Here is a 21,525-nt window from a genome sequence, read left to right as displayed (position 1 = left end):
CATCAGCTTGATAAAGGAATATGACAGATGAAATACGGCTATTTTGATAACCAAAATCGTGAATATGTGATCACTCGCCCAGACACCCCGGCGCCATGGACAAACTATTTGGGCACCGAAAAGTTTTGTACCGTGATTTCACACAACGCTGGCGGGTATTCATTTTACAACTCACCTGAATACAATCGCGTGACTAAGTTTCGTCCTAATGGCACCTTTGACCGTCCTGGACATTATGTTTACCTTCGAGACGATGACAGTGGTGATTACTGGTCTATCTCGTGGCAACCTGTTGCCAAAAGTCTAGAAGAAGCCAACTACGAAGTGCGTCATGGGCTTTCTTACTCAAAATTTAAATGTGAGTACAACGACATTACTGCCACGAAAACCCTGTTTGTCCCTAAAGGTGAAGATGCGGAAATTTGGGATGTCGTCATAAAAAACACCTCCGATAAACCTCGTACGATCTCGGCGTTTTCATTTGTCGAGTTTTCGTTTTCTCACATTCAATCAGACAATCAAAACCACCAAATGTCGTTATATTCTGCAGGCACGCAGTATCGTGACGGTGTATTGGAGTATGATCTTTACTACAACACCAATGATTTTGAAGGCTTTTACTATCTAGCTTCCACCTTTGAACCAGACTCCTATGATGGTCAGCGAGACAGTTTCCTTGGCGCTTATCGCGACGAGGCAAACCCGATAGCCGTCGAGAAAGGCCGCTGCTCTAACTCCGCGCAGACTTGCTACAACCACTGTGGATCGTTGCATAAGCAGTTCACACTAGCGCCAGGAGAAGAGGTTCGTTTCGCGTATATTTTGGGCATTGGAAAAGGCAACGGTGAGCGCCTTCGCAACAAATATCAAGATCTGACCAATGTCGATACAGCCTTTCAGGAAATCATTGAGCATTGGGACAGCCGATGCCGCAAATTCCAAGTCACCTCTCCTAATCAAGGGTTGGACACTATGATCAATGCTTGGACACTCTATCAAGCTGAGACTTGCGTAGTGTGGTCTAGATTTGCGTCATTCATTGAAGTCGGTGGACGTACCGGATTGGGGTATAGAGACACCGCGCAAGACGCAATATCAGTGCCTCATTCAAACCCAGCAATGACCCGTAAACGCATTGTCGATTTGCTACGTGGTCAAGTAAAGGCTGGGTACGGATTGCACCTGTTTGATCCAGACTGGTTTGATCCTGAAAAAGCCGATGTTGAGCCGTCTAAATCACCGACAGTAGTTCCTACTCCTTCCGACGACGATAAGATCCACGGTATCGAAGACACCTGCTCAGACGATCATTTGTGGCTGATCCCAACCATTTGCAACTACGTCCTAGAGTCTGGCGAATCGGAGTTCTTTAACGAAGTGATCCCATTCGCCGACGGCGGTGAAGCGACCGTGTATGACCATTTAAAAGCGGCGCTAGACTTCTCGGCCAAGTACGTTGGACAAACGGGTATCTGTAAAGGGCTACGCGCTGACTGGAACGACTGCCTAAATCTGGGCGGCGGTGAGTCATCAATGGTGTCGTTTTTGCATTACTGGGCGCTTGTTGAGTTCATAAAGTTGGCTAAACACCTTGGAAACCACCAGGACGTTGATCACTACACCAACATGGCTAATGGGGTGCAAAAAGCCTGTGAAGAGCACTTATGGGATAGTGAAGGCGGCTGGTATATACGTGGACTGACTAAAAATGGTGACAAGATTGGCACTGCCCAGCAAACCGAAGGTCGCATTCATTTGGAATCTAACACTCTAGCCGTTTTATCCGGTGCGGTCTCGGCTGAGCGCGGCGCACGCGCGATGGACAGTGTGGATGAGCACCTTTACTCCGAGTATGGTTTGCACCTAAACGCACCTTCGTTTTCGACCCCTAACGACGATATTGGTTTCGTTACGCGTGTTTACCAAGGGGTTAAAGAAAATGGAGCAATCTTCTCACACCCCAACCCATGGGCGTGGGTGGCAGAGGCCAAACTAGGTCGTGGTGACAAGGCGATGAAATTCTACGATGCACTCAATCCTTACAACCAGAATGACAACATTGAACAGCGTGTGACCGAACCTTATTCCTACGTTCAATTTATCATGGGTCGAGACCATCAAGATCATGGGCGCGCAAACCACCCTTGGCTTACAGGCACGGCCGGTTGGGCCTACTTTGCTGTGACCAACTTTATTCTAGGGGTCAGTGTCGATTACGACGGACTTGCGATAAACCCGTGTATTCCAAATGACTGGCCTGGGTTCAAAGTTACGCGTGAATGGCGTGGTGCAACGTACAACATTACCGTAGAAAACCCACAAAATGTCAGTAAAGGAATCGCTTCTATCACGGTCAACGGCAAGCCACATGAAGGCTCGATACCTGTGGCAGAGCAAGGCAGCAGCAATGATGTTGTTGTGATTATGGGTTAATGCGTGTCGCCCGCAATGAGCAACATTGCGGGCCCAATGGATGAGGAGTCCAATATGATTAAGTTCGGAACCGGTGGCTGGCGCGCGTTTATTGGCGAAGAGTTTACCAAAGATAATGTGCGACTCGTGGCTCAAGCGGTGGCCAATATCATTAACGCAGAGCAGGTCGCCGATAAAGGCTTTATTATCGGCTACGACCGCCGTTTTCTATCTGATAAAGCAGGGCGTTGGTTTGCTGAGGTGATGGCGGCTAACGGCATCGTGGTGCATTTTATTGATAAGTTTGTCCCTACCCCAATTGTGATGTTTCAAGCCAAAGAAATGGGCTGTGAGTACTCAGCTTGCATCACCGCGTCGCACAACCCTGCAGATTACAACGGCGTCAAAATATTCATAGAAGGGGGAAGAGACGCCGATGAGGTGATCACTGAAAAAATCGAAACTCAGGTCTCTAAACTCACCGCAGGCGACGTGGAGTCTGTCGATTTTGAGCAAGCATTGGCCGATAAACAGATCCAAATTATTAATCCAATGAACGCCTTTGTCGATTCGATCATCAATTTTATTGATATTGAAGCGATCAAAAAAGCCAACCTACGAGTGTTGGTCGATCCAATGTTCGGTGTCGCAAAAAACGCTTTGCAAACCGTATTGATCAATGGCCGATGTGACGTCGATGTGATCAACGATGGCAAAAACCCAGACTTTGGTGGACTGATGCCGTCGCCGAGCGCCGCGACCTTGTATCGCCTTAAACATTTAGTAGCGGCTGAAGGGTACGACATTGGCATTGGTACTGATGGAGATGCTGACAGGCTTGGGATCATCGATGAAAAGGGCAACTTTATACACCCTAATGAAGTGCTCATGCTGCTGTATTACTACCTACTGGAATACAAAGGCTGGACTGGGTCGGTCGTGCGTAATATCGCCACCACACATCTGCTTGATAAGATTGCCGCTGACCACGGCGAAAAGAGCTTTGAGGTTCCTGTAGGCTTTAAGCACATCAGTAGTCAAATGGAGGCTGACGACTCTCTTATCGGCGGGGAAAGCTCTGGTGGTTTAACCATTCGGGGACACATCAAAGGTAAAGATGGTGTATTCGCCTCTAGCCTTTTAGTCGAAATGATTTCGGTCACGGGTAAAAAGCTGTCTGAACTGCTCGATGAAATCTACAGCAAATATGGGTATGCCTATACCGCAGAAGGAGATTGCACCTTTAAGCCAAGTGAGAAGGAGGTGATTTACAATCGCTTGTATGTTGCCAAAGAGCTGCCAAAGTTTGACTACCAGATTGAACGAGTCAGTTATGAAGATGGCACCAAGGTTTACTTCAAAAATGGCGGCTGGGTAATAGCACGTTTTTCTGGAACCGAGCCTCTATTACGCATTTTTGCCGAAATGGAAGACCAATCGACTGCTGAGGCGGTGCGTGACCAAATGAAAGCTTTCTTGGCGCTGTAATTCGCAAACGAAACAATGGGTCACTACCGTTTCTTGATACCTGAAGCGGTAGTGACAAAGTGGACCTTTAGGCGAACGCCTGCAAGCCCGTTGTTTCAACTTTAACCGATACTGCATCGCCAACTTCAAGTGGATCTTGTGATGTAGCAATAAATCGCTGGTTGCCTGATTCAATAATGTATCGGCAATGATCGCCCATAAACTCCATCTCTTTGACTACAACCGAGCTATCGTCATTTCTTTCTAATATGATCTGCTGGGGTCTTAACAGTAGCTGACAAACGCCACCGTTCTCAATAACGCTTTGAGACTGCGCTTCTACAACGCCAAACGAGGTATCAAACCCACCATCCGCCAGTTTAGTCGCGTCTAAATAGCTACCGCCACCTAGGAAGTCGGCGACAAATCGAGTGGCAGGTTTATGGTAAAGCTCGCCAGCAGTGCCAAACTGCTCAATCACCCCGTTATGCATAACGGCCATTTTATCAGCAAACGCAAACGCTTCTTCCCGACTGTGGGTAACAAAAATGGCGGTGACTCCCTGGCGTTTAAAGATCTTACGAATTTGAGCAATTAACTCGTGGCGAACCTGAGTGTCGATATTGGAAAAAGGTTCATCTAACAGCAGTAGATCGGGTTTGTAAGCTAACGAGCGAGCAATGGCGACACGTTGCTGCTGACCACCAGACAACTGGTGAGGATAACGCTCTCCGAGCTCGTCAAGGTGCACCAACTCTAGCATACTCTTTACTCGCTCTTGCTGCTCTTTTTGGCTCAAGTGGGTTAACCCAAACGCAACGTTTTTTGCTACCGTAAGGTGAGGAAATAACGCATAGTCTTGAAAGATCATGCCGATATTTCGCTGCTCGGGTGGCATCCACGCTTTACCGTCATCCAGTAACTTATTGTTTAGACTCATTGTGCCCTGACTAAGAGGAACCAGCCCTGCGATCGCTTTGAGTAATGTGGTTTTTCCGCAGCCGCTTGCCCCCAGCAAGCAAACTATTTCGCCTTGTTCCACCTCAATGGACAACGACTGCAATATCGTTTGTCCCTCGTAACCGCAAGTTAGGTCTTGAATGGTAAGTGCATTTTTCATCAGTGAGTTTGCTCCAATGAACGGTTAACAAGAATAAGAGGAATTAACCCAACCACCACTAATAGCATCGCGGGCAATGCCGCCACTTCAAGCTGCTCATCAGAGGCGAAGTTGTACACGTAGGTAGCCAGGGTTTCAAAATTAAATGGTCTCAACAGCAGTGATGCGTTCAGCTCTTTCATCGACTCGATGAACACCAATAAGCCCGCAATGAGAGCCCCACGCTTTATCAATGGTATGTGGACGCGTTTAAGCATCTGATTGCTGTTACAACCCATGGTTCGAGCGGCCAAATCCAATGACGGCGACACCTTTTGCAAGTTACTTTCGACACTGCCAATCGCAACAGCTGCAAAGCGCACCACCATGGCAAAAATGAGCGCAAACATACTGCCCGAAAAGATCAAACCAGGACGACCCCATTCAAAATACTTAGCCACATCATTAACCCAGTGATCCAGTGTCATGATTGGAGCGATCACACCGATCGCCAATACCGTGCCAGGCACAGCATAGCCTAAAGACGCGATGCGCAATGACGACTTGCTGCTCACGCTAGGTTGTAGTCTGTGATAAAAATTGACCAATACCGCAATCGCAACAGCAATGACCGCTGAAATCGACGAGATGGTAAAGCTGTTGAGTGCAAATTGTCTGAACTGAGGTGTCCAGCTTTGCTCCCAATACACTAAAGCAAAGCTGCCAAGTTGCAGCATAGGTAAGATAAAGGCAGTTAACAGCAGTCCCCAGCACCAAATTAATGCTAACCATTTTTTCCAACCCGTGGGGTGGTACAGTTTCTCTTCTTGCGACGAAAACTGGTTCTGATACTGCTTCTGCTTACGCCGACTAAAGCGTTCGGCGCTAATGAACAAAATGATCACCAGCAACATGATAGAAGAAATTTTAGCCGCTGCGGTAAGGCTGGAATAGCCTAGCCAGGTGTCATAGACAGCGGTAGTTAAGGTATTTACCGCAAAGTAATTAACCAGTCCAAAGTCTCCAACCGCTTCCATAGCAACTAACGATAAACCAACGGCGATCGCAGGTCTGGCAAGTGGAAGAGATACGCGTAAAAAACTCTGTTTTGGTGAGCATTTAAGTAGCCGTGCCGATTGCAGCAGCGACATATTCTGCTCCATAAACGCCGCGCGTGCCAACAAATAAACGTAAGGGTAAAGGACTAACGATAGTACCCAAACCGCCCCACCTAAGGTACGAATATCGGGGAACCAGTAGTCACCCGCCTGCCAGCCCATAATATCCCGCAATAGACGCTGGATTGGGCCTGCAAAATCAAACCACTCTGTAAACAGGTAGCCGACAATGTATCCAGGTATGGCGAGCGGTAGCACTAGCATCCACTGCAAGTATTTATCACCGGGTAGACGACACATCGCCATTAACCAGGCTGTAGGCACTCCCAATAGAGCACTCAGTAACATCACACCGATGACGAGAGCAAAGGTATTATATATATAGGTTGGCATTACCGTAGACAATAGGTGTGAGAATATGTCTCCATCGTCACCCAATGCTAAGTAAAACACTGCGAGAATAGGTAGCGCTAAAATGCCCGCAATACCAACACTACTCCACTTCCAACGACTTACTCTTTGCTTCATGAACGGCTAAAAAATCTCAATCAGATAAAACGACAAAAACATCCTACTCGAAAGCAGGATGTTTTACAGGGTTTAGTGCTTAATAAATTTGAACTTAGTAAGCTTAAGCTTATAGGTCAAACTTCACTTCATCGAGTAGACGAACCGCAGCGGAATGGTTTTCTGCCACTTTTTCTAGAGGCAGTTCATCAGCGGTGAAATCACCCCATGATGCCACTAACTCAGAACGCTTAACGCCTTCTTTAACAGGGTACTCGTAGTTGACTTCAGCGTACATTTGCTGAGCTTTTTCAGCAGTCAAAAACTCCATAAGTTTAAGCGCGTTATCGTGGTTAGGCGCGTATTTTGCCATTGCCATGCCACTTACGTTAACGTGTGTTCCGTTAGACTCTTGACCTGGGAAGTTAATGTATACAGATTCCGCCCATGGCACTTGCTCTGGATCGTTAACCATTTTGCCAAGGTAGTAGCTGTTACCTAGTGACACGTCACACAGGCCTTCTTTGATCGCTTTCACTTGAGCACGGTCGTTACCTTGAGGCTTACGCGCTAGGTTGTTTTTTACACCTTCAAGCCATGCTTGTGTTTCCGCTTCACCGTAGTGAGAAATCATTGAAGCAACAAGCGATACGTTGTACGGGTGCTTACCGCTGCGAGTACAGATTTTACCTTTGTATTCTGGTTTAGCCAGATCAACGTAGTCAAAATCGTTGCCTAGCTTACCAACGCGATCGCGTGATGAATAAACATTACGGCTACGTAGAGTAAGTGCAAACCACTCACCTTCGTCATCACGGTATTGGGATGGGATATTGCCATTGATGGTGTCGCTATTGACTGACTGAACCACTTCTTTGTCAGCTAGTTCAACCAAACGACTGATGTCGGTTGTGAGTACCACGTCAGCAGGACTGTATTCGCCCTCTTGCTTAATTTTTTCAGCGAGACCTTTATCAGAAAACATAACATTAACTTTAATGCCCGTCTCTTCAGTAAACGCTTTGAACATAGGCTCTACTAAGAAAGGTTGACGGTAAGAGTATACGTTGACCTCTTCTGCAGCCATTAATGGGGCAGTGAAAGCGGCGGTAGCTACAGCGGTTAATGTTAACAACTTATTCATTTCTTATCCTTAATGAAAGTGATAATGGTTATCAATAGCGTTATTGTATTCATCTAGTTAACAAATGCAATGATCTACAACAACTTTTTTTCAGTTATTTTCGCGCCACAGCTCACTCATTATTTGCACCAATTGTGCGCCGCCAATATCGACTTACCTGTCATTTTCTTACTATCCATTCGCTGAGTTATAGCTACAGACAAAAAAATAACCCCGCCATATAGGCGGGGTTATTTATAACTAAAGCCCTTAGCACAGGGCTTAATTATATTTATTATTTAACCGTTACGAACTCTGGGTAAGCACCAACACCACAATCGTGCATGTCCATACCTTCTTGCTCTTCGTCACTGGTTACACGGATACCCATAGTTGCTTTCAAGATACCCCAAACCACTAGGCTTGCACCGAATACCCAAGCAAAGATAACTGCTGCACCCAATAGCTGAGCACCAAATGTTGCGTCTCCATTGCTTAGAGGAACAACCATTAGACCAAAGAAACCACACACACCGTGTACAGAGATAGCACCAACTGGATCATCAATCTTGATTTTGTCTAAGCCAATGATTGAGAACACAACTAACGCACCTGCTACTGCACCAATACTTACTGCTGCTAGTGGCGATGGTGATAGTGGATCTGCCGTGATAGCAACAAGACCTGCCAACGCGCCGTTAAGAATCATAGTTAGGTCAGCTTTGCCCCAAGTCGTCTTACATACTAGTAGCGCAGCGATTGCACCTGCAGCTGCGGCTGCGTTAGTGTTTAGGAAGATTTGACCTACTGCTGTTGCGTTTTCAAAATCAGATACCATTAGCTGTGAGCCGCCGTTAAAGCCGAACCAACCAAACCATAGGATAAATGTACCTAGCGTTGCTAGAGGCATGTTAGAACCTTGAATCGGGTAGATTTCACCGTTCTTACCATATTTGCCTTTACGAGCACCCAGCAGGATTACACCTGATAGAGCTGCTGCTGCACCCGCCATGTGTACGATACCAGAGCCAGCAAAGTCACTGAAGCCTGCTTCTGATAGGAAACCGCCGCCCCAAGTCCAGTACCCTTCAACTGGGTAGATGAACCCTGTTAGAACTACAGTAAACACTAGGAAAGCCCAAAGTTTCATACGCTCAGCAACGGCACCAGAGACGACTGACATTGCTGTTGCTACGAATACTACTTGGAAGAAGAAGTCTGACTCTAGCGAGTGGTCAGCACCTTCACTTTGCGTGCCAATCAATGCGCCCAAAGAAGGTAAGAAGCCGCCTTCTGGGTTGTCTATGTACATGATGTTGTAGCCAACGACTAGGAACATAGTACATGCGATAGCGTAAAGCGTGATGTTTTTAGTTAAAATTTCAGTGGTGTTTTTAGAGCGAACAAGGCCCGCTTCTAACATGGCAAAACCTGCTGCCATCCACATTACCAACGCACCTGAGATTAGAAAGAAAAAAGTATCTAGTGCGTAACGAAGTTCTGTTACTGTTGCTGAAAGTTCCATATCCAATTACCTCAATCCTTAAAGCGCTTCTGTATCAAGCTCACCAGTACGAATACGTACCGCCTGACTCAAGTCATAAACGAAAATTTTACCGTCACCGATTTTTCCGGTGTGTGCGGCTTTAGAAATTGCTTCAACAACACGATCAACATTGTCGGCGTGTGTTGCGATTTCTAGCTTCACTTTAGGAAGGAAGTCGACCTGGTACTCAGCACCACGGTATAGTTCAGTGTGACCTTTCTGACGACCGAAGCCTTTGACTTCAGTCACAGTCATCCCTTCGATACCTGCGTCTGAAAGTGCTTCTCGAACGTCGTCGAGTTTAAATGGTTTAATGATGGCGTTTATCAGTTTCATTGCATCCCCTTTGCCTGATAGTCCTTTAACACTTATCTACTATCCAAGGAGCGTGCCATGTTTTTAAGTTGTTGTTTTTTAATGATTTATTAATTTATAGGGAAGAGTGCACGAACATAACCGCACCAACATGGTGCATCGCACTCACTAAAACAGCGCAGATATTCCACAAATGAGTGCGAAAAGTTACTATTTTGTAAAAAACGCTCTCCAAGAGTGCAACATTGCCTCGAAATCTTCGATACCACATTCTGCAATACTTTCACTTTGGTACAGGTCCATGTCTTGCTCTAGCTCAAATTGTTGCTCTGAAAACAAGTCGTTAGACTGAATAACAACTTCGTTAGCCTCTATCGTTAACGTCATCTCTGGCCCACGTTGCTCCAATGTAGTGCCATTGGCTAGATGCGCTTCAATATGGTTCAACAAGGTTTGAATTCGGGCGTCGTCCGTACCAAGATCTTCAATCACCCAGCGGGCTAAAAATTGATGCTCCATTGAAAATCGAGCGCTATAGCCGCCTTCGATTAGGTTTTTTCGGAATTCGTAATCCATTGAGTGTATTTGGGTTGAGGGGAGTATAAGTATTGTAATTGATATGGGGAGAGAGGTGGTAGTGTCTTGTGGGAAATAGAGAAGGGGAGAGGATTATCACTACCGGTACAATGGGCGCTTCGCTTCATTGGGCCGGTAGTGAGGTGATAGGATGGGTGGATTTTCACTACCGGTACAATGGCGCTGCGCTTCATTGGGCCGGTATTGAGGGTTCACTCGCCCCTCGCAGCGCAGCGTCCTCGCTCCTCGTCTCTCGCTCCTCGCCTCTACATAAAAAGGCCAGGGTCACCCCTAGCCTTTTCATTTCATTCCCAGATAGCCGTTATGCTGGCTCTTGGAAAATCACCGTATCCGCTTTCTCAGTGTACTGTCCCATCAAGTGGAAGTTGAGGTAACGGTAGGTATCAGATGCTGTTGCATCAATTTGGCTCATGTACTCGAGGTACTCTTCGCGATTAGGAATGCGACCCAGAATTGCACCTACTGCAGCAAGCTCTGCTGAAGATAGATACACATTGGCACCTGTACCAAGACGGTTAGGGAAGTTACGCGTAGACGTAGACATCACAGTTGCTTTATCGGCGACACGAGCCTGGTTACCCATACACAGTGAACACCCTGGAGTTTCGATTCGAACACCAGCGCGGCCAAAGATGCCGTAGTAACCTTCTTCAGTCAGTTGGTCTTTATCCATCTTGGTTGGCGGTGCAACCCACAGACGCGTATCCAATTGACCGTTGAATTTCTCGAGCAACTTACCTGCTGCGCGGAAGTGACCAATGTTGGTCATACAAGATCCGATGAATACTTCATCAATCTCTGTGCCTTGAACATCAGATAACAAACGAGCATCGTCTGGATCGTTTGGCGCACAAAGGATTGGCTGATCGATCTCAGCAAGATCAATTTCAATCACATGTGCGTACTCAGCGTCAGCGTCCGCTTCCATAAGCTCTGGGTTCGCTAGCCACTCTTGCATCGCAACGACGCGGCGCTCTAGCGTACGGCGATCGCCGTAACCTTCAGAGATCATCCACTTAAGCATGGTAATATTCGAGTTTAGGTACTCTTCGATTGACTCTTTAGACAACTTAACCGTACAACCAGCAGCAGAGCGCTCTGCTGATGCATCAGACAACTCAAACGCTTGCTCAACAGTCAGGTGCTCAACACCTTCAATTTCTAGTACGCGACCAGAGAATTCGTTGATCTTACCGGCTTTTTCAACAGTGAGTAGACCTTGTTTAATACCGTAGTAAGGGATCGCATGCACCAAGTCGCGTAGAGTGATACCCGGCTGCATTTCACCTTTAAAGCGCACCAAGATAGACTCTGGCATATCAAGAGGCATAACACCTGTCGCCGCTGCAAACGCCACCAAACCAGAACCAGCTGGGAAAGAAATACCCAACGGGAAACGTGTGTGTGAGTCGCCGCCTGTACCTACAGTATCAGGTAAAAGCATGCGGTTTAGCCAAGAGTGGATGACACCATCACCTGGACGTAGCGATACGCCGCCACGGTTCATGATGAAATCAGGCAGTGTATGGTGAGTGTTTACATCAACAGGCTTAGGGTATGCTGAGGTGTGACAGAACGACTGCATTACTAGATCTGATGAGAAACCAAGACACGCAAGATCTTTCAATTCATCACGGGTCATAGGGCCTGTAGTATCTTGCGAGCCCACAGTGGTCATTTTAGGCTCACAGTATGTGCCTGGACGGATACCCGCCACGCCACATGCTTTACCGACCATTTTCTGAGCCAGTGAGAAGCCTTTACCTGTATCCGCGACTACACCGGGAAGACGAAATACTTCCGATGGAGCAAGTCCCAGTGCGGTACGTGCTTTGTCAGTAAGGCCACGACCGATGATCAGTGGAATACGGCCGCCTGCGCGAACCTCATCGACCAATACGTCAGTTTTTAGGCCAAATTCTGCCAATGTCTCGCCAGTTTCGTGGTTAGTGACTTTACCTTCAAACGGGTAAACATCGATGACATCGCCCATGTTTAGGTTGGTCACATCAACTTCGATTGGCAATGCACCAGCATCTTCCATCGTGTTAAAGAAGATTGGGGCAATCTTGCCGCCCAGTACATAACCGCCTGCACGTTTGTTCGGTACATTTGGAATGTCGTCACCCATGAACCAAAGCACAGAGTTAGTCGCAGACTTACGTGATGAACCCGTACCGACAACATCACCCACATACACCAGTTGATGGCCTTTTTCCTTTAAGGCTTCAATCTGTTGAATTGGACCGATTTCACCAGCTTTGTCTGGGTTAATGCCTTCGCGTTCGTTTTTCAGCATCGCCAATGCGTGCACTGGAATATCAGGGCGAGACCAAGCATCAGGCGCTGGTGACAGATCATCAGTGTTGGTTTCACCAGTAACCTTAAATACAGTCAGCGTGATTTTTTCTTGCAGCTCTGGCTTAGACAGGAACCACTCAGCATCCGCCCAAGACTGTAGCACTGTTTGTGCGTATGAGTTGCCAGCTTTTGCTTTCTCTTCAACATCGTAAAACGCATCAAACATCAGCAATGTATGCGATAGCGCTTTTACTGCAATTGGGGCCAGTGAATCGCTGTCCAGAAGCGAAATCAATGGCTCGATGTTGTAACCACCTTGCATTGTGCCAAGCAGTTCAGCGGCTTTTTCTGGTGATACGATTGGTGAGCTTTCCTCACCTTTAGTGATAGCGGTAAGAAAACCCGCTTTGACATAGGCGGCTTCATCTACGCCTGGTGGAATACGATTTTCGAGCAGATCCAAGATGAAGTCTTCTTCACCTTGAGGTGGTGTTTTTAACAGTTCGACCAGTTGCGAGACCTGCTCAGCATCCAGTGGTTTAGGTACAACACCTTGTTGAGCACGTTCTGCGACGTGTTTGCGGTAGGCTTCAAGCACGACTTCATTCCTCTTTTTGCGGTCTACCCACACTTATGGTGTGCGGTGTAAACATCCTTGGAAAATTGGTCAGCTGGCGGTTTTTATTTTGAATATCTATGTGACAATTCTTAATAATCAACACAGGCTAGCTGCCAAACTGTGGGTGGCGATCATAGCAAATTTAACCAACGATTAAAATCTCATCATTTTGACCAACATAGCAAGTTGAGCCAAAACACGACAAATTGTGGTTTGCTAAAGGGTGAAAAAAACTCAATAAAACAGAGATATTACTTACCATCGCCCAATCTTTGTTTGTGAGTCAACGAATTCTAAAACGAGTTTCCGACAATAAAGTACACCGAACTCATTGAACTTTCAGCCAGTCCATAGGCCAATATGATGGGTCCAAGTGGTGAATCGATTCCCATGAAGACAGAGCCCGCGACAAACAGCGGCGCTTCATCTATTTGAGTCCTAGGATCAGACCATACTCCACCATACTCGATGGAACCACCAAGATACACTGGTGACTTGAATAGTCCAAAGTCGTTATCCATTAGTTTGTAACGATATACAATATCGCTAAACAGCTTGTTACGGCCAAAGTTACTGTTACGGGGTGTGCCCGACAGATTGAGAAACCCACCAATCGAATAAGGGTTTGAAGGTATCGCAGCCTGACTGGCATCAATGTAGGCAATTTCGGCTCTCGCCGACAAAGTATGCTTACCGAAGCTTTTCGCGCCTACCCACTCCCCAAGGTACTCATACACCACTTCATCACTGCCGCTGATCTCCTTAGTTTCACCAACATAGTCATCAACAACTGCATATTCAAGATTTAAGTACCACCCTTTGGTGGGCAGTGAATAGCTGTCTAAGGTATCAAACACATATCGAGCAAATAGGGACTTGGTTTCAAAATCCACTTCATCAACTGAGTTGGTAATACTGTAGGCTGCATCGCCTTTGGTATATCGTAAGCCAATGCTCAAGTCCGCCCATAGCTCTGGCTGAAACCCAGCAGAAACCTCGGTTTTAAATTTCGTGTAGGTTACTGGCAGGTAATCTTCAATTTGGCTTAAATCTTCAATATCTCCGAGCGTAAACAGACGGCGACGCTCTTCTTCAGTGTACTGAACCAGCAGATTACCAAATATGGCTTGGTTGTCGAGTAACGGCGAATAGAAATCGAAACCAAGTGACTTATCGGTACCGATATCACCCGCCAAAAGTAACTCGCCCCCTAAATCATTGAGCCCTGTAAAATTCACAGCGACACCTAAACCATATTGACTGTTTGAATTAAAATCTTCTTCCACGAAAAAGCGGAAGTCTAAATAGTTGGGACCCCATTCTTTTTCTGTGACATCAATGACCAATGTACCATCGTCTTTTTCACCCTCGTAGCGATAGGTCACTTTTTCAAAGCGATCTAATGCGTAAAGCCTATCGATACTGCTTTCCAGCTCTTCAATCGACAAAGCGTTGCCAGTTTCAATATCCAAACGATGCTTGAGTAGGGGCTCGTTATAGTTACTGTTGTTTTCAAGTCTGATGTTTTCGACTACAACCTCTTCGCCAAAAGTAAGACGCCTCTTCCCTGCTTCTATCGCTTGTCGGTGTGCTGAATACTCTTCTTGAGACACGCGATAGCGAAGCAAACGAGCTTTCTGTTCATAGGCAGAGATGTAACCTTGGCGATAAGCAACCGGCATTTGCGAAAAGTCGGTTGTCCCTATGCCTTGAATGGCTGGTTTTAGGTAGGTGTCTTGCTCTGTCATCGTCGAACGTTGATCTTCCGTGGTTCGACGAACTAAATAATTGGACAACTGACCACCCACAGAAAAGTAGCTATTAAGACTGTCTTCTTTTAGGTAATCAGAACTGATGTCTACGGCTATAACAATATCCGCGCCTAACGAGCGGGCCACGTCAACGGGCATATTATTGGTTACGCCACCATCGACAAGTAACCTTCCGTCCAGTTTATAGGGAGGAAGAGCTCCAGGAACCGACATGCTGGCCATCATAGCATCAACGAGGTAGCCATCTTTAATAACGACCTGTTTCAGCTTCACAATATCGGTTGCCACTGCTCTATATTTAATTGGAAACTCATCAAAGCTTTCAACAGGAAAGGGGTTTTTCGATGTTTGCCTAAGAATCTGCAACATCCCTTGTCCTTGAACTACTCCTTTTGGAGACTTGGTTCCCGATAAGCTAACCCCAAAATCAGTGTTGATCTGGTAGTAATCTTGGTACTCTTTTTCGCGGCGACGCCTATCACTGCGTTCTATTTGATCTTGGTAACCGAGGTTCCAATTTACAGTATCGAGATAATACTCGATTTCATCGGCGGTTTGTCCTGTGGAATACAGCCCACCAACATACGCGCCCATTGAGGTTCCTGTGATGATATGAACGGGGATCCGCATTTCTTCTAACGCTTTAAGCACGCCGATATGAGCGGCCCCTTTTGCCCCGCCACCGGCCAATACCACACCGATGGTTTTCCCGCTGCCTTCGTCAGCACGCAATACTGCTGAAAACGCCAAAGTGGTGCTGAGTACAATATAAAGCAACGCTTTGATCATTCTGTTAAATCCTTATAACAAGCAACGTCTTTAAGTTAGCATAAGTTTGGGGTTAGCGTTACCAATCCACCAGCTTTTGCAACATAGATTTGTCACAGACTTTTTTAAATACTCCATTAGGATCCCAGACCGGTGTTTTAACACTAGACCCGCATTTCCATTGCACGGTTCCTGAGTCATTCCATTGATAGCCCAAGGTAATTAGATTTTGCGGCCAAGAGAGCTGTAAAGTCTTTGGAGAGCGTTGTTCAATATAGGATTTATATATTGGCAGTGCACCTGACGACCCTGTTAGAGAGGTTTTACCATTATCGTCACGGCCAACCCAAATGGTGGTAACTTCTCGACCATCAGCGCCAACAAACCAGCTATCTCGCCCATCGTTGGTCGTCCCGGTTTTACCCGCTAAGCCGTGCTTTGAATATCCACTCAGCGATCGGGCTGTACCCTCAGTGACCGTTTTCTTTAACACATAGGTCGTTAGCCAGGCGGCTTGCTCTGGGACTTGCTGTTTGGCTCGTGGCAACGATTTATAAAGCACCTCTCCCTCTTCGTCCATAACCACTCGCAAAGACGACAGTGGAGACCTGCGCCCCGAATTTGTGATGGTTTGATACATCTGAGTCACCTCATAGGGGGTCAAACTAAAGGCACCTAAAAACATCGATGGAACAGAACGAATTTCTTGACTATCGATCCCAAGGTCAATCAGTGTTTGGGTGACCTCTTTAATCCCAACTTTCATTCCTATCTTAACCGTTGGCACATTCAACGAATGCGTCAAACCTTGGTACATAGGTACCGCGCCACGAAACACTCTATCGTAGTTTCTGGGTTCCCACACGGTACCGTTACTTCCCTTTAAGCTAATCGGTGAATCAATGATCGGTGTGATCAGTTGGTAACGATTGGGTTTTTTCCAAGCCGTCAAATAGACCGCAGGTTTCGCCAGCGAACCGATAGGCCGACTGGCATTCAGTGCTCGGTTATAACCTTCATATCCGGTGCGTTTACCGCCAACCATTGCGCGCACTTCACCTGTAACCCTATCAACCGCAACTCCCGCAGCCTCTAGGTCGGCACCACTGCGCTTCTCTAAATTAGGGATCGTACCAGTGATGGCTGAGACCAAACTGTTTTGCGACACAGGATCCAAGCTAGTAAAGAGCCTAAGGCCAACAAACTCGTGGTAGTTTTCACCCACTTTCTGTTTAAGCTCTTGTTTTAGAAGCTCGAAGTAAGCGGGTTGTCGCGGAGCGATTCGGGGGTTCGCTTGCAAGTCGATATCGCGACTAACCGCGACTTGATACTGGTTTCCCGTTAAATATCCCTGCTCCATCATCAAACGTAAAATCAGGTCTCGACGCTGTTTCACTCGTTCCGGGTGACGAAGAGGATTGTAGTACGACGGTCCTTTGACCATGCCGACAAGTAGAGCTTGCTGATCGATTCGCAGTTCTTGTAATGGTGCACCAAAATAGTATCGAGCTGCCAACCCAAATCCATGGATGGCTTGTCTACCCGATTGTCCTAAATACACTTCGTTGAGGTAGCCTTCCAGGATCCGGTCCTTGTCGTACAGGTAATCAATCATGACTGCGATGTACGCTTCTCGCACTTTACGCCACAAGGTTCGTTCGCTGCTCAAAAACAGGTTTTTACTTAACTGCTGAGTTAAAGTACTGCCGCCCTGAACAGTTTTTCCCGCTTTAACGTTTACTGCAAATGCTCGCAAAATAGCGGTAGGAGAAACGCCGTCATGCTGATAAAAGTCCCTATCTTCTGTCGTTAACAGAGCATCGATCAAAAACTCTGGTGTTTCATCACGGGGCACGAACAATCGGTGTTGCTCAACATTTTTTTCGAGCATCCCTAACATCTTAGGCTCCAACCTTAGAAAACCCAGCTCCGCTTGACGTTCCATAGAGTAGATCCTTGACAATTCACCTCCAGAAAAATGCACCATCACATGACGGTCGGGCTCTGGCCCGTCTTCAAACTCAAAGGGTCTTCGGATCAATTCGACCTTACTGCTGCTCGCTGCGTACTCACCTGGAAAGCGTGGGTACTCAACTTTGCGGTAGTTCAACGCATCCAGCTCCGTTCTTAGCTCTTTGTTGGACATCTGCATCCCCGGACTCAAGGTTAATACTCGCGCATAGACAATAGTCGGCAAGTCAAATAACTGCCCTTCAAAGCGCCGCTCAACTAACGAGTAAAGGTACAAACCAACGAGCAATAAAACCGCCGCGGCGGCCAAGCCTAATTTCCAGGTTAATCCCCACAGTATTTTGCCCCAGCCACCTCGTTTGGAGTTGTTTTTGGATACTCTACGTGGGGTCGCCGATTTCTTGCATGCTGGCGCTTTATTCGCAGTATTACGCTTTACTGGAGTCCGTTTTGTAGGCTGCTTTTTACTCATCGATTTAATTGCCGCTTTGTTTTAGTTGTTGCTTGATGATGTTGGGGTTCGTCGGGCCAAACATGTTTTGGGTATCGTCCACGCATCTCTTTTTTCACTTCGTTGTATGCACCTAGCCAAAATCCTGCAAGATCTTGGGTCACTTGCAACGGACGTTGCGCGGGTGACAATAGCTCTAGAGTCACTTTGACTCGACCATGAGCAATACTTGGCGAGTCACTTTCACCAAACATTTCCTGCATTTTCACTGCTAAAAATGGTGACTTACCGAATTGATACGTCAGCCGCTTTCGAGAGCCAGCGGCAGTCGTTAAGTGGGTAGGCAACTCTTTATTTAGCAACTGCATATTTTCCCAGCCTAAGTAGGCTTGCAGTAGTTCGCTAACCGATAACGAACGAAGCTGCTTTGCATTCACAATGTTAGTCAAATATGGGGCAAGCCACAGATCGACGGCCTGAAGTAGAGAGCTTGGTTCAAAATCTGGCCAAGTTCGCTCATTAAGCCATTGTGCGGCGCAACGCGCTCGCTCAATAAGCTGCAAGTCTTGCTCAGTCGGTGCCAATACCTGTAAGCCTTTACTTGTCACATACTGCAACAAGGCTTGCTCAATATCCTGTCGGTCAGGTGAGGTGTTTGCTCGTCGCGACACCACCAGTTTCCCCCAACATAATTGAGTTTCGGCGAGCAATTGCCCACGCTCATCACTCCACTTCGCCAATGATTTCTTCTCGAAGTGGTCAGTTCTCAATGTTTGTAATAGGTCAATATCCACACCCATCGCAGCCGTTATAGTACTGGCTGATTGAGTTGCGGTGATCAGGTCTGCACACACCAAATACGCTTGCTGCGTTAGCTTCTCGTCAGAGCGCATCTGAGCGCCGTGGCCGTTCGCCAATTGATAGTTTTGCCATTGATTATTGGTTGAACCGCTGCGGGCTTTGGCTACGCGGTCAGGAAAGGCAAAGCTTAAAGCAATGCCTAAATAGGCAGGATCTGGCTCCCCTTTTAGAGCGCAGCAAAGCAGCCCACTGAGCTGCTGAATTCGTTTGCTCATTAACGCCTGTTTAGGGTGCCGATTCGCCGCTAGAAGTGAAACCCATGCTTGGATATCGACACCTTGCTTTATTGGTTCATCGAGTAAGGCCGCCAACCAAATCGCACCGTGCAGCAGCTTTTGGCCCACTTGGTCATGGCGTGGATTTTTGGCAACCTGCTGAGCGGATAACAGCATTGATGCTATCCGAGGTGATGAGCCAAATTGATGAGCGGTCGCGAGCAATTCGGTAGGCTTGTGCGCGCTATCCAGCAAACCTAATTCTTTAAGCAGCGCTGTAGCATGCGCCCAATGAGTAGCCAGTGGCGGTGTTAACCAAGCTAAGTCACTGGGTTCGTTTGCACCCCACACTTTCATTTCTAACGCCAGCGCCGATAAATCGCTGCGCAGTATTTCCGGTACGGCATTGCTCGCCATCTGATTAAACTGAGTTTCACTGTACAACCGAATGCATTGGCCAGGCCCAAGTCGTCCGGCGCGACCCGCACGCTGAATGGCCGACGATTGATTGGTCCACTTTTCCTCGAGCTTAGTGATGCCCGTGTTGAGATTAAAACTGGCTTCACGCGCGAGTCCGCTATCAATGACAAGGGTGACCCCTTCAATCGTTAGAGACGTCTCTGCCACATTGGTGGTTAACACTATCTTGGTCTTTATGCTGTCATCGGCTTTAATTGCCTGCTGCTGCTGCGCAAAAGGAAGCCGGCCATGCAATCGACATACCGAGACGTCCGTTGACGCAGAGACATCATCAGAGAGTTCACTGAATACACGCTCTATAGCCGCCACGCTGGGTAGAAAGACTAAAATGACGCCTTGATGTTGGGTATGAACCCTTTGAATGGTCTGGATAACGTGAGGCAGCCAATAGCGACTATGAGGTACTGGAGCGTACTGCAACTCAACGGGATAGCTCTTACCCTGGCTTTGTAGGAACACCGCTTCCGGCATGAGGGTAGTAAAGCTCTGTTCATCTAACGTGGCTGACATCACCAGTAAGGCCAAGTCATCTCTTAACGCAGCTTGAATTTCTAGACAAAATGCCAGCGCCGTGTCCGCGTGTATGCTGCGTTCATGAAACTCATCCAAGATCACCATCCCGATACCAGAGAGCTCTGGATCAGTTTGGATCATGCGGGTCAAAATGGCCTCGGTGACCACTTCAATGACGGTATCGGCAGAGACTTTAGTCTCACCACGAACTCGATACCCAACGCGTTGCCCTATAGGCTCGCCGAGTTGCTTGGCAAGAAAGAGCGCAATGTTTTTTGCTGCGAGTCTTCGCGGCTCTAACAACACGATTTTCCCGACAACGGCCCCACTCTCCAATAGCGCTTTCGGTAAATAGGTGGATTTACCAGCGCCTGTGGGGGCTTTTAACAGTACCTGATTAGATTGCCTCAATGCTTCAAGCAGATCAGGCAATACCTCAGCCACAGGAGGGGTGTTAGCAAGCGGCGTTGGGGAGTTTGACATAAAGAAAACGACTAAACGGTGTTGAATAGCGAGATAGTGTACCTTAGTCTCCCCTATTCGTCTTTGCTTAGCCACGTCTTTAAAGGATCTTAAACATGGAGTTTCACCCACCACTTCAATCTGCCACTTTAATCAAACGCTATAAGCGTTTTTTAGCCGACGTGACGTTAGACGATGGAACCATCACGACGATACACTGCGCCAATACAGGGGCAATGACGGGCTGCGCAGAGCCTGGCGATACCGTGTGGTACTCCACCTCAGACAATCCAAAGCGCAAGTACCCATGCAGTTGGGAGCTCACCGAAACCGCTAAGGGCGATCGTATCTGCGTGAACACTGCCCGAGCCAATCAGTTAGTGATTGAAGCCATCACCCAACAAACCATACCAGAACTCATAGGCTACGAAACGCTACGAGCAGAGGTGAAATATGGACAAGAAAACAGCCGGATTGATATTCTGTTACAAAATGATGGTCGGCCAGATTGCTACGTCGAAGTTAAGAGCGTGACCCTATTAAGCGAGAATGGACAAGGCTTCTTCCCCGATACGCAGACCGTTCGTGGTCAAAAACATTTGCGGGAGCTCACAGAAATGGCACAACAAGGCGCCAGAGCGGTTCTTTTTTATTCAGTACAACATTCTGGCATTGAAAACGTCTCTCCTGCACACCATATTGACTCTACATATTCAACGTTGTTAAAGCAGGCTATAGCAGCTGGTGTCGAAGTGATTTGTTACCAAGCCACACTTACTCATAAGTCGTTAAAATTGGACAATCCGATTCAATTCACACTTTGAATAAATGGTTATCCGAAACTACAACTCCCCTCACAGAGAGTGGAATTAGAGAAAAAGAGTGTTTGCCACTCCATTCGGTTTTTGCTATAGATACCCGCCTTAAA

At 47.1% G+C, this 21,525-nt stretch carries 13 protein-coding genes; 3 read left to right on the top strand and 10 right to left on the bottom strand.

All coding sequences use genetic code 11. The features are described 5' to 3' along the window. The first annotated feature begins 27 nt into the window (after positions 1-27). Both ST37_RS16105 and ST37_RS16100 read left to right on the top strand, forming a co-directional pair. Positions 28-2,433 (top strand): N,N'-diacetylchitobiose phosphorylase, encoded by a 2,406-nt coding sequence (locus ST37_RS16105; RefSeq protein WP_084888269.1) that lies wholly within the window; start codon positions 28-30, stop codon positions 2,431-2,433. 54 nt (positions 2,434-2,487) lie between these two features. Then, positions 2,488-3,900, top strand: a complete 1,413-nt coding sequence (locus ST37_RS16100) for a phosphoglucomutase/phosphomannomutase family protein (RefSeq protein ID WP_084888267.1) — start codon at positions 2,488-2,490, stop codon at positions 3,898-3,900. A gap of 67 nt (positions 3,901-3,967) precedes the next feature. On the opposite strand, the gene ST37_RS16095 is transcribed toward ST37_RS16100, so the two are convergent. The 10 genes from ST37_RS16095 to hrpB form a co-directional block, all read right to left on the bottom strand. Next, positions 3,968-4,999, bottom strand: coding sequence for an ABC transporter ATP-binding protein (locus ST37_RS16095; RefSeq protein WP_084888265.1), 1,032 nt, complete (start codon positions 4,997-4,999; stop codon positions 3,968-3,970). Then, positions 4,999-6,624, bottom strand: a complete 1,626-nt coding sequence (locus tag ST37_RS16090) for an iron ABC transporter permease (protein WP_084888263.1) — start codon at positions 6,622-6,624, stop codon at positions 4,999-5,001. The genes ST37_RS16095 and ST37_RS16090 overlap by 1 nt, the downstream gene beginning before the upstream one ends. Before the next feature lie 109 nt (positions 6,625-6,733). After that, complete coding sequence (locus tag ST37_RS16085; protein WP_084888261.1) at positions 6,734-7,747, bottom strand: Fe(3+) ABC transporter substrate-binding protein; 1,014 nt, start codon at positions 7,745-7,747, stop codon at positions 6,734-6,736. A gap of 274 nt (positions 7,748-8,021) precedes the next feature. Beyond that, complete coding sequence (locus ST37_RS16080) at positions 8,022-9,251, bottom strand: ammonium transporter (RefSeq protein WP_084888259.1); 1,230 nt, start codon at positions 9,249-9,251, stop codon at positions 8,022-8,024. Between the two features lie 18 nt (positions 9,252-9,269). Further along, entirely contained in the window at positions 9,270-9,608 is a 339-nt protein-coding gene (glnK, locus tag ST37_RS16075) for a P-II family nitrogen regulator (protein ID WP_084888256.1), read from the bottom strand. A gap of 189 nt (positions 9,609-9,797) precedes the next feature. Then, complete coding sequence (locus ST37_RS16070; RefSeq protein WP_084888254.1) at positions 9,798-10,163, bottom strand: YacL family protein; 366 nt, start codon at positions 10,161-10,163, stop codon at positions 9,798-9,800. A 322-nt stretch (positions 10,164-10,485) separates the two neighbouring features. After that, on the bottom strand, positions 10,486-13,083 hold the full coding sequence (gene acnB / locus ST37_RS16065) for a bifunctional aconitate hydratase 2/2-methylisocitrate dehydratase (RefSeq protein WP_084888252.1): 2,598 nt from the start codon (positions 13,081-13,083) through the stop codon (positions 10,486-10,488). Positions 13,084-13,397: 314 nt separating this feature from the next. Further along, on the bottom strand, positions 13,398-15,665 hold the full coding sequence (locus tag ST37_RS16060) for a patatin-like phospholipase family protein (protein WP_084888250.1): 2,268 nt from the start codon (positions 15,663-15,665) through the stop codon (positions 13,398-13,400). Between the two features lie 58 nt (positions 15,666-15,723). Continuing rightward, entirely contained in the window at positions 15,724-18,087 is a 2,364-nt protein-coding gene (gene mrcB, locus ST37_RS16055; RefSeq protein ID WP_084888241.1) for a penicillin-binding protein 1B, read from the bottom strand. Continuing rightward, a complete protein-coding gene (hrpB, locus tag ST37_RS16050; RefSeq protein ID WP_084888229.1) occupies positions 18,084-20,618 on the bottom strand; it encodes an ATP-dependent helicase HrpB in 2,535 nt (844 codons plus the stop codon). Before hrpB ends, mrcB begins: the two co-directional genes overlap by 4 nt. 95 nt (positions 20,619-20,713) lie before the next feature. Here hrpB and sfsA point away from each other — a divergent pair, with 95 nt between their 5' ends. Then, positions 20,714-21,421, top strand: a complete 708-nt coding sequence (gene sfsA, locus ST37_RS16045) for a DNA/RNA nuclease SfsA (RefSeq protein ID WP_084888227.1) — start codon at positions 20,714-20,716, stop codon at positions 21,419-21,421. The last annotated feature ends 104 nt before the right edge of the window (positions 21,422-21,525 follow it).

It is taken from the genome of Vibrio sp. qd031 (assembly GCF_002100145.1).
GTDB lineage: Bacteria > Pseudomonadota > Gammaproteobacteria > Enterobacterales > Vibrionaceae > Vibrio.
This window is presented reverse-complemented; position numbering and strand designations above follow the sequence as displayed.

Coding starts and splice junctions, on each gene's coding strand:
- ST37_RS16070 (WP_084888254.1), bottom strand. CDS start 10,163: ATGGATTACGAATTCCGAAAAAACCTAATCGAAGGCGGCTATAGCGCT.
- glnK (WP_084888256.1), bottom strand. CDS start 9,608: ATGAAACTGATAAACGCCATCATTAAACCATTTAAACTCGACGACGTT.
- ST37_RS16085 (WP_084888261.1), bottom strand. CDS start 7,747: ATGAATAAGTTGTTAACATTAACCGCTGTAGCTACCGCCGCTTTCACT.
- ST37_RS16060 (WP_084888250.1), bottom strand. CDS start 15,665: ATGATCAAAGCGTTGCTTTATATTGTACTCAGCACCACTTTGGCGTTT.
- ST37_RS16100 (WP_084888267.1), top strand. CDS start 2,488: ATGATTAAGTTCGGAACCGGTGGCTGGCGCGCGTTTATTGGCGAAGAG.
- ST37_RS16095 (WP_084888265.1), bottom strand. CDS start 4,999: ATGAAAAATGCACTTACCATTCAAGACCTAACTTGCGGTTACGAGGGA.
- ST37_RS16105 (WP_084888269.1), top strand. CDS start 28: ATGAAATACGGCTATTTTGATAACCAAAATCGTGAATATGTGATCACT.
- ST37_RS16080 (WP_084888259.1), bottom strand. CDS start 9,251: ATGGAACTTTCAGCAACAGTAACAGAACTTCGTTACGCACTAGATACT.
- ST37_RS16090 (WP_084888263.1), bottom strand. CDS start 6,624: ATGAAGCAAAGAGTAAGTCGTTGGAAGTGGAGTAGTGTTGGTATTGCG.
- mrcB (WP_084888241.1), bottom strand. CDS start 18,087: ATGAGTAAAAAGCAGCCTACAAAACGGACTCCAGTAAAGCGTAATACT.
- sfsA (WP_084888227.1), top strand. CDS start 20,714: ATGGAGTTTCACCCACCACTTCAATCTGCCACTTTAATCAAACGCTAT.
- hrpB (WP_084888229.1), bottom strand. CDS start 20,618: ATGTCAAACTCCCCAACGCCGCTTGCTAACACCCCTCCTGTGGCTGAG.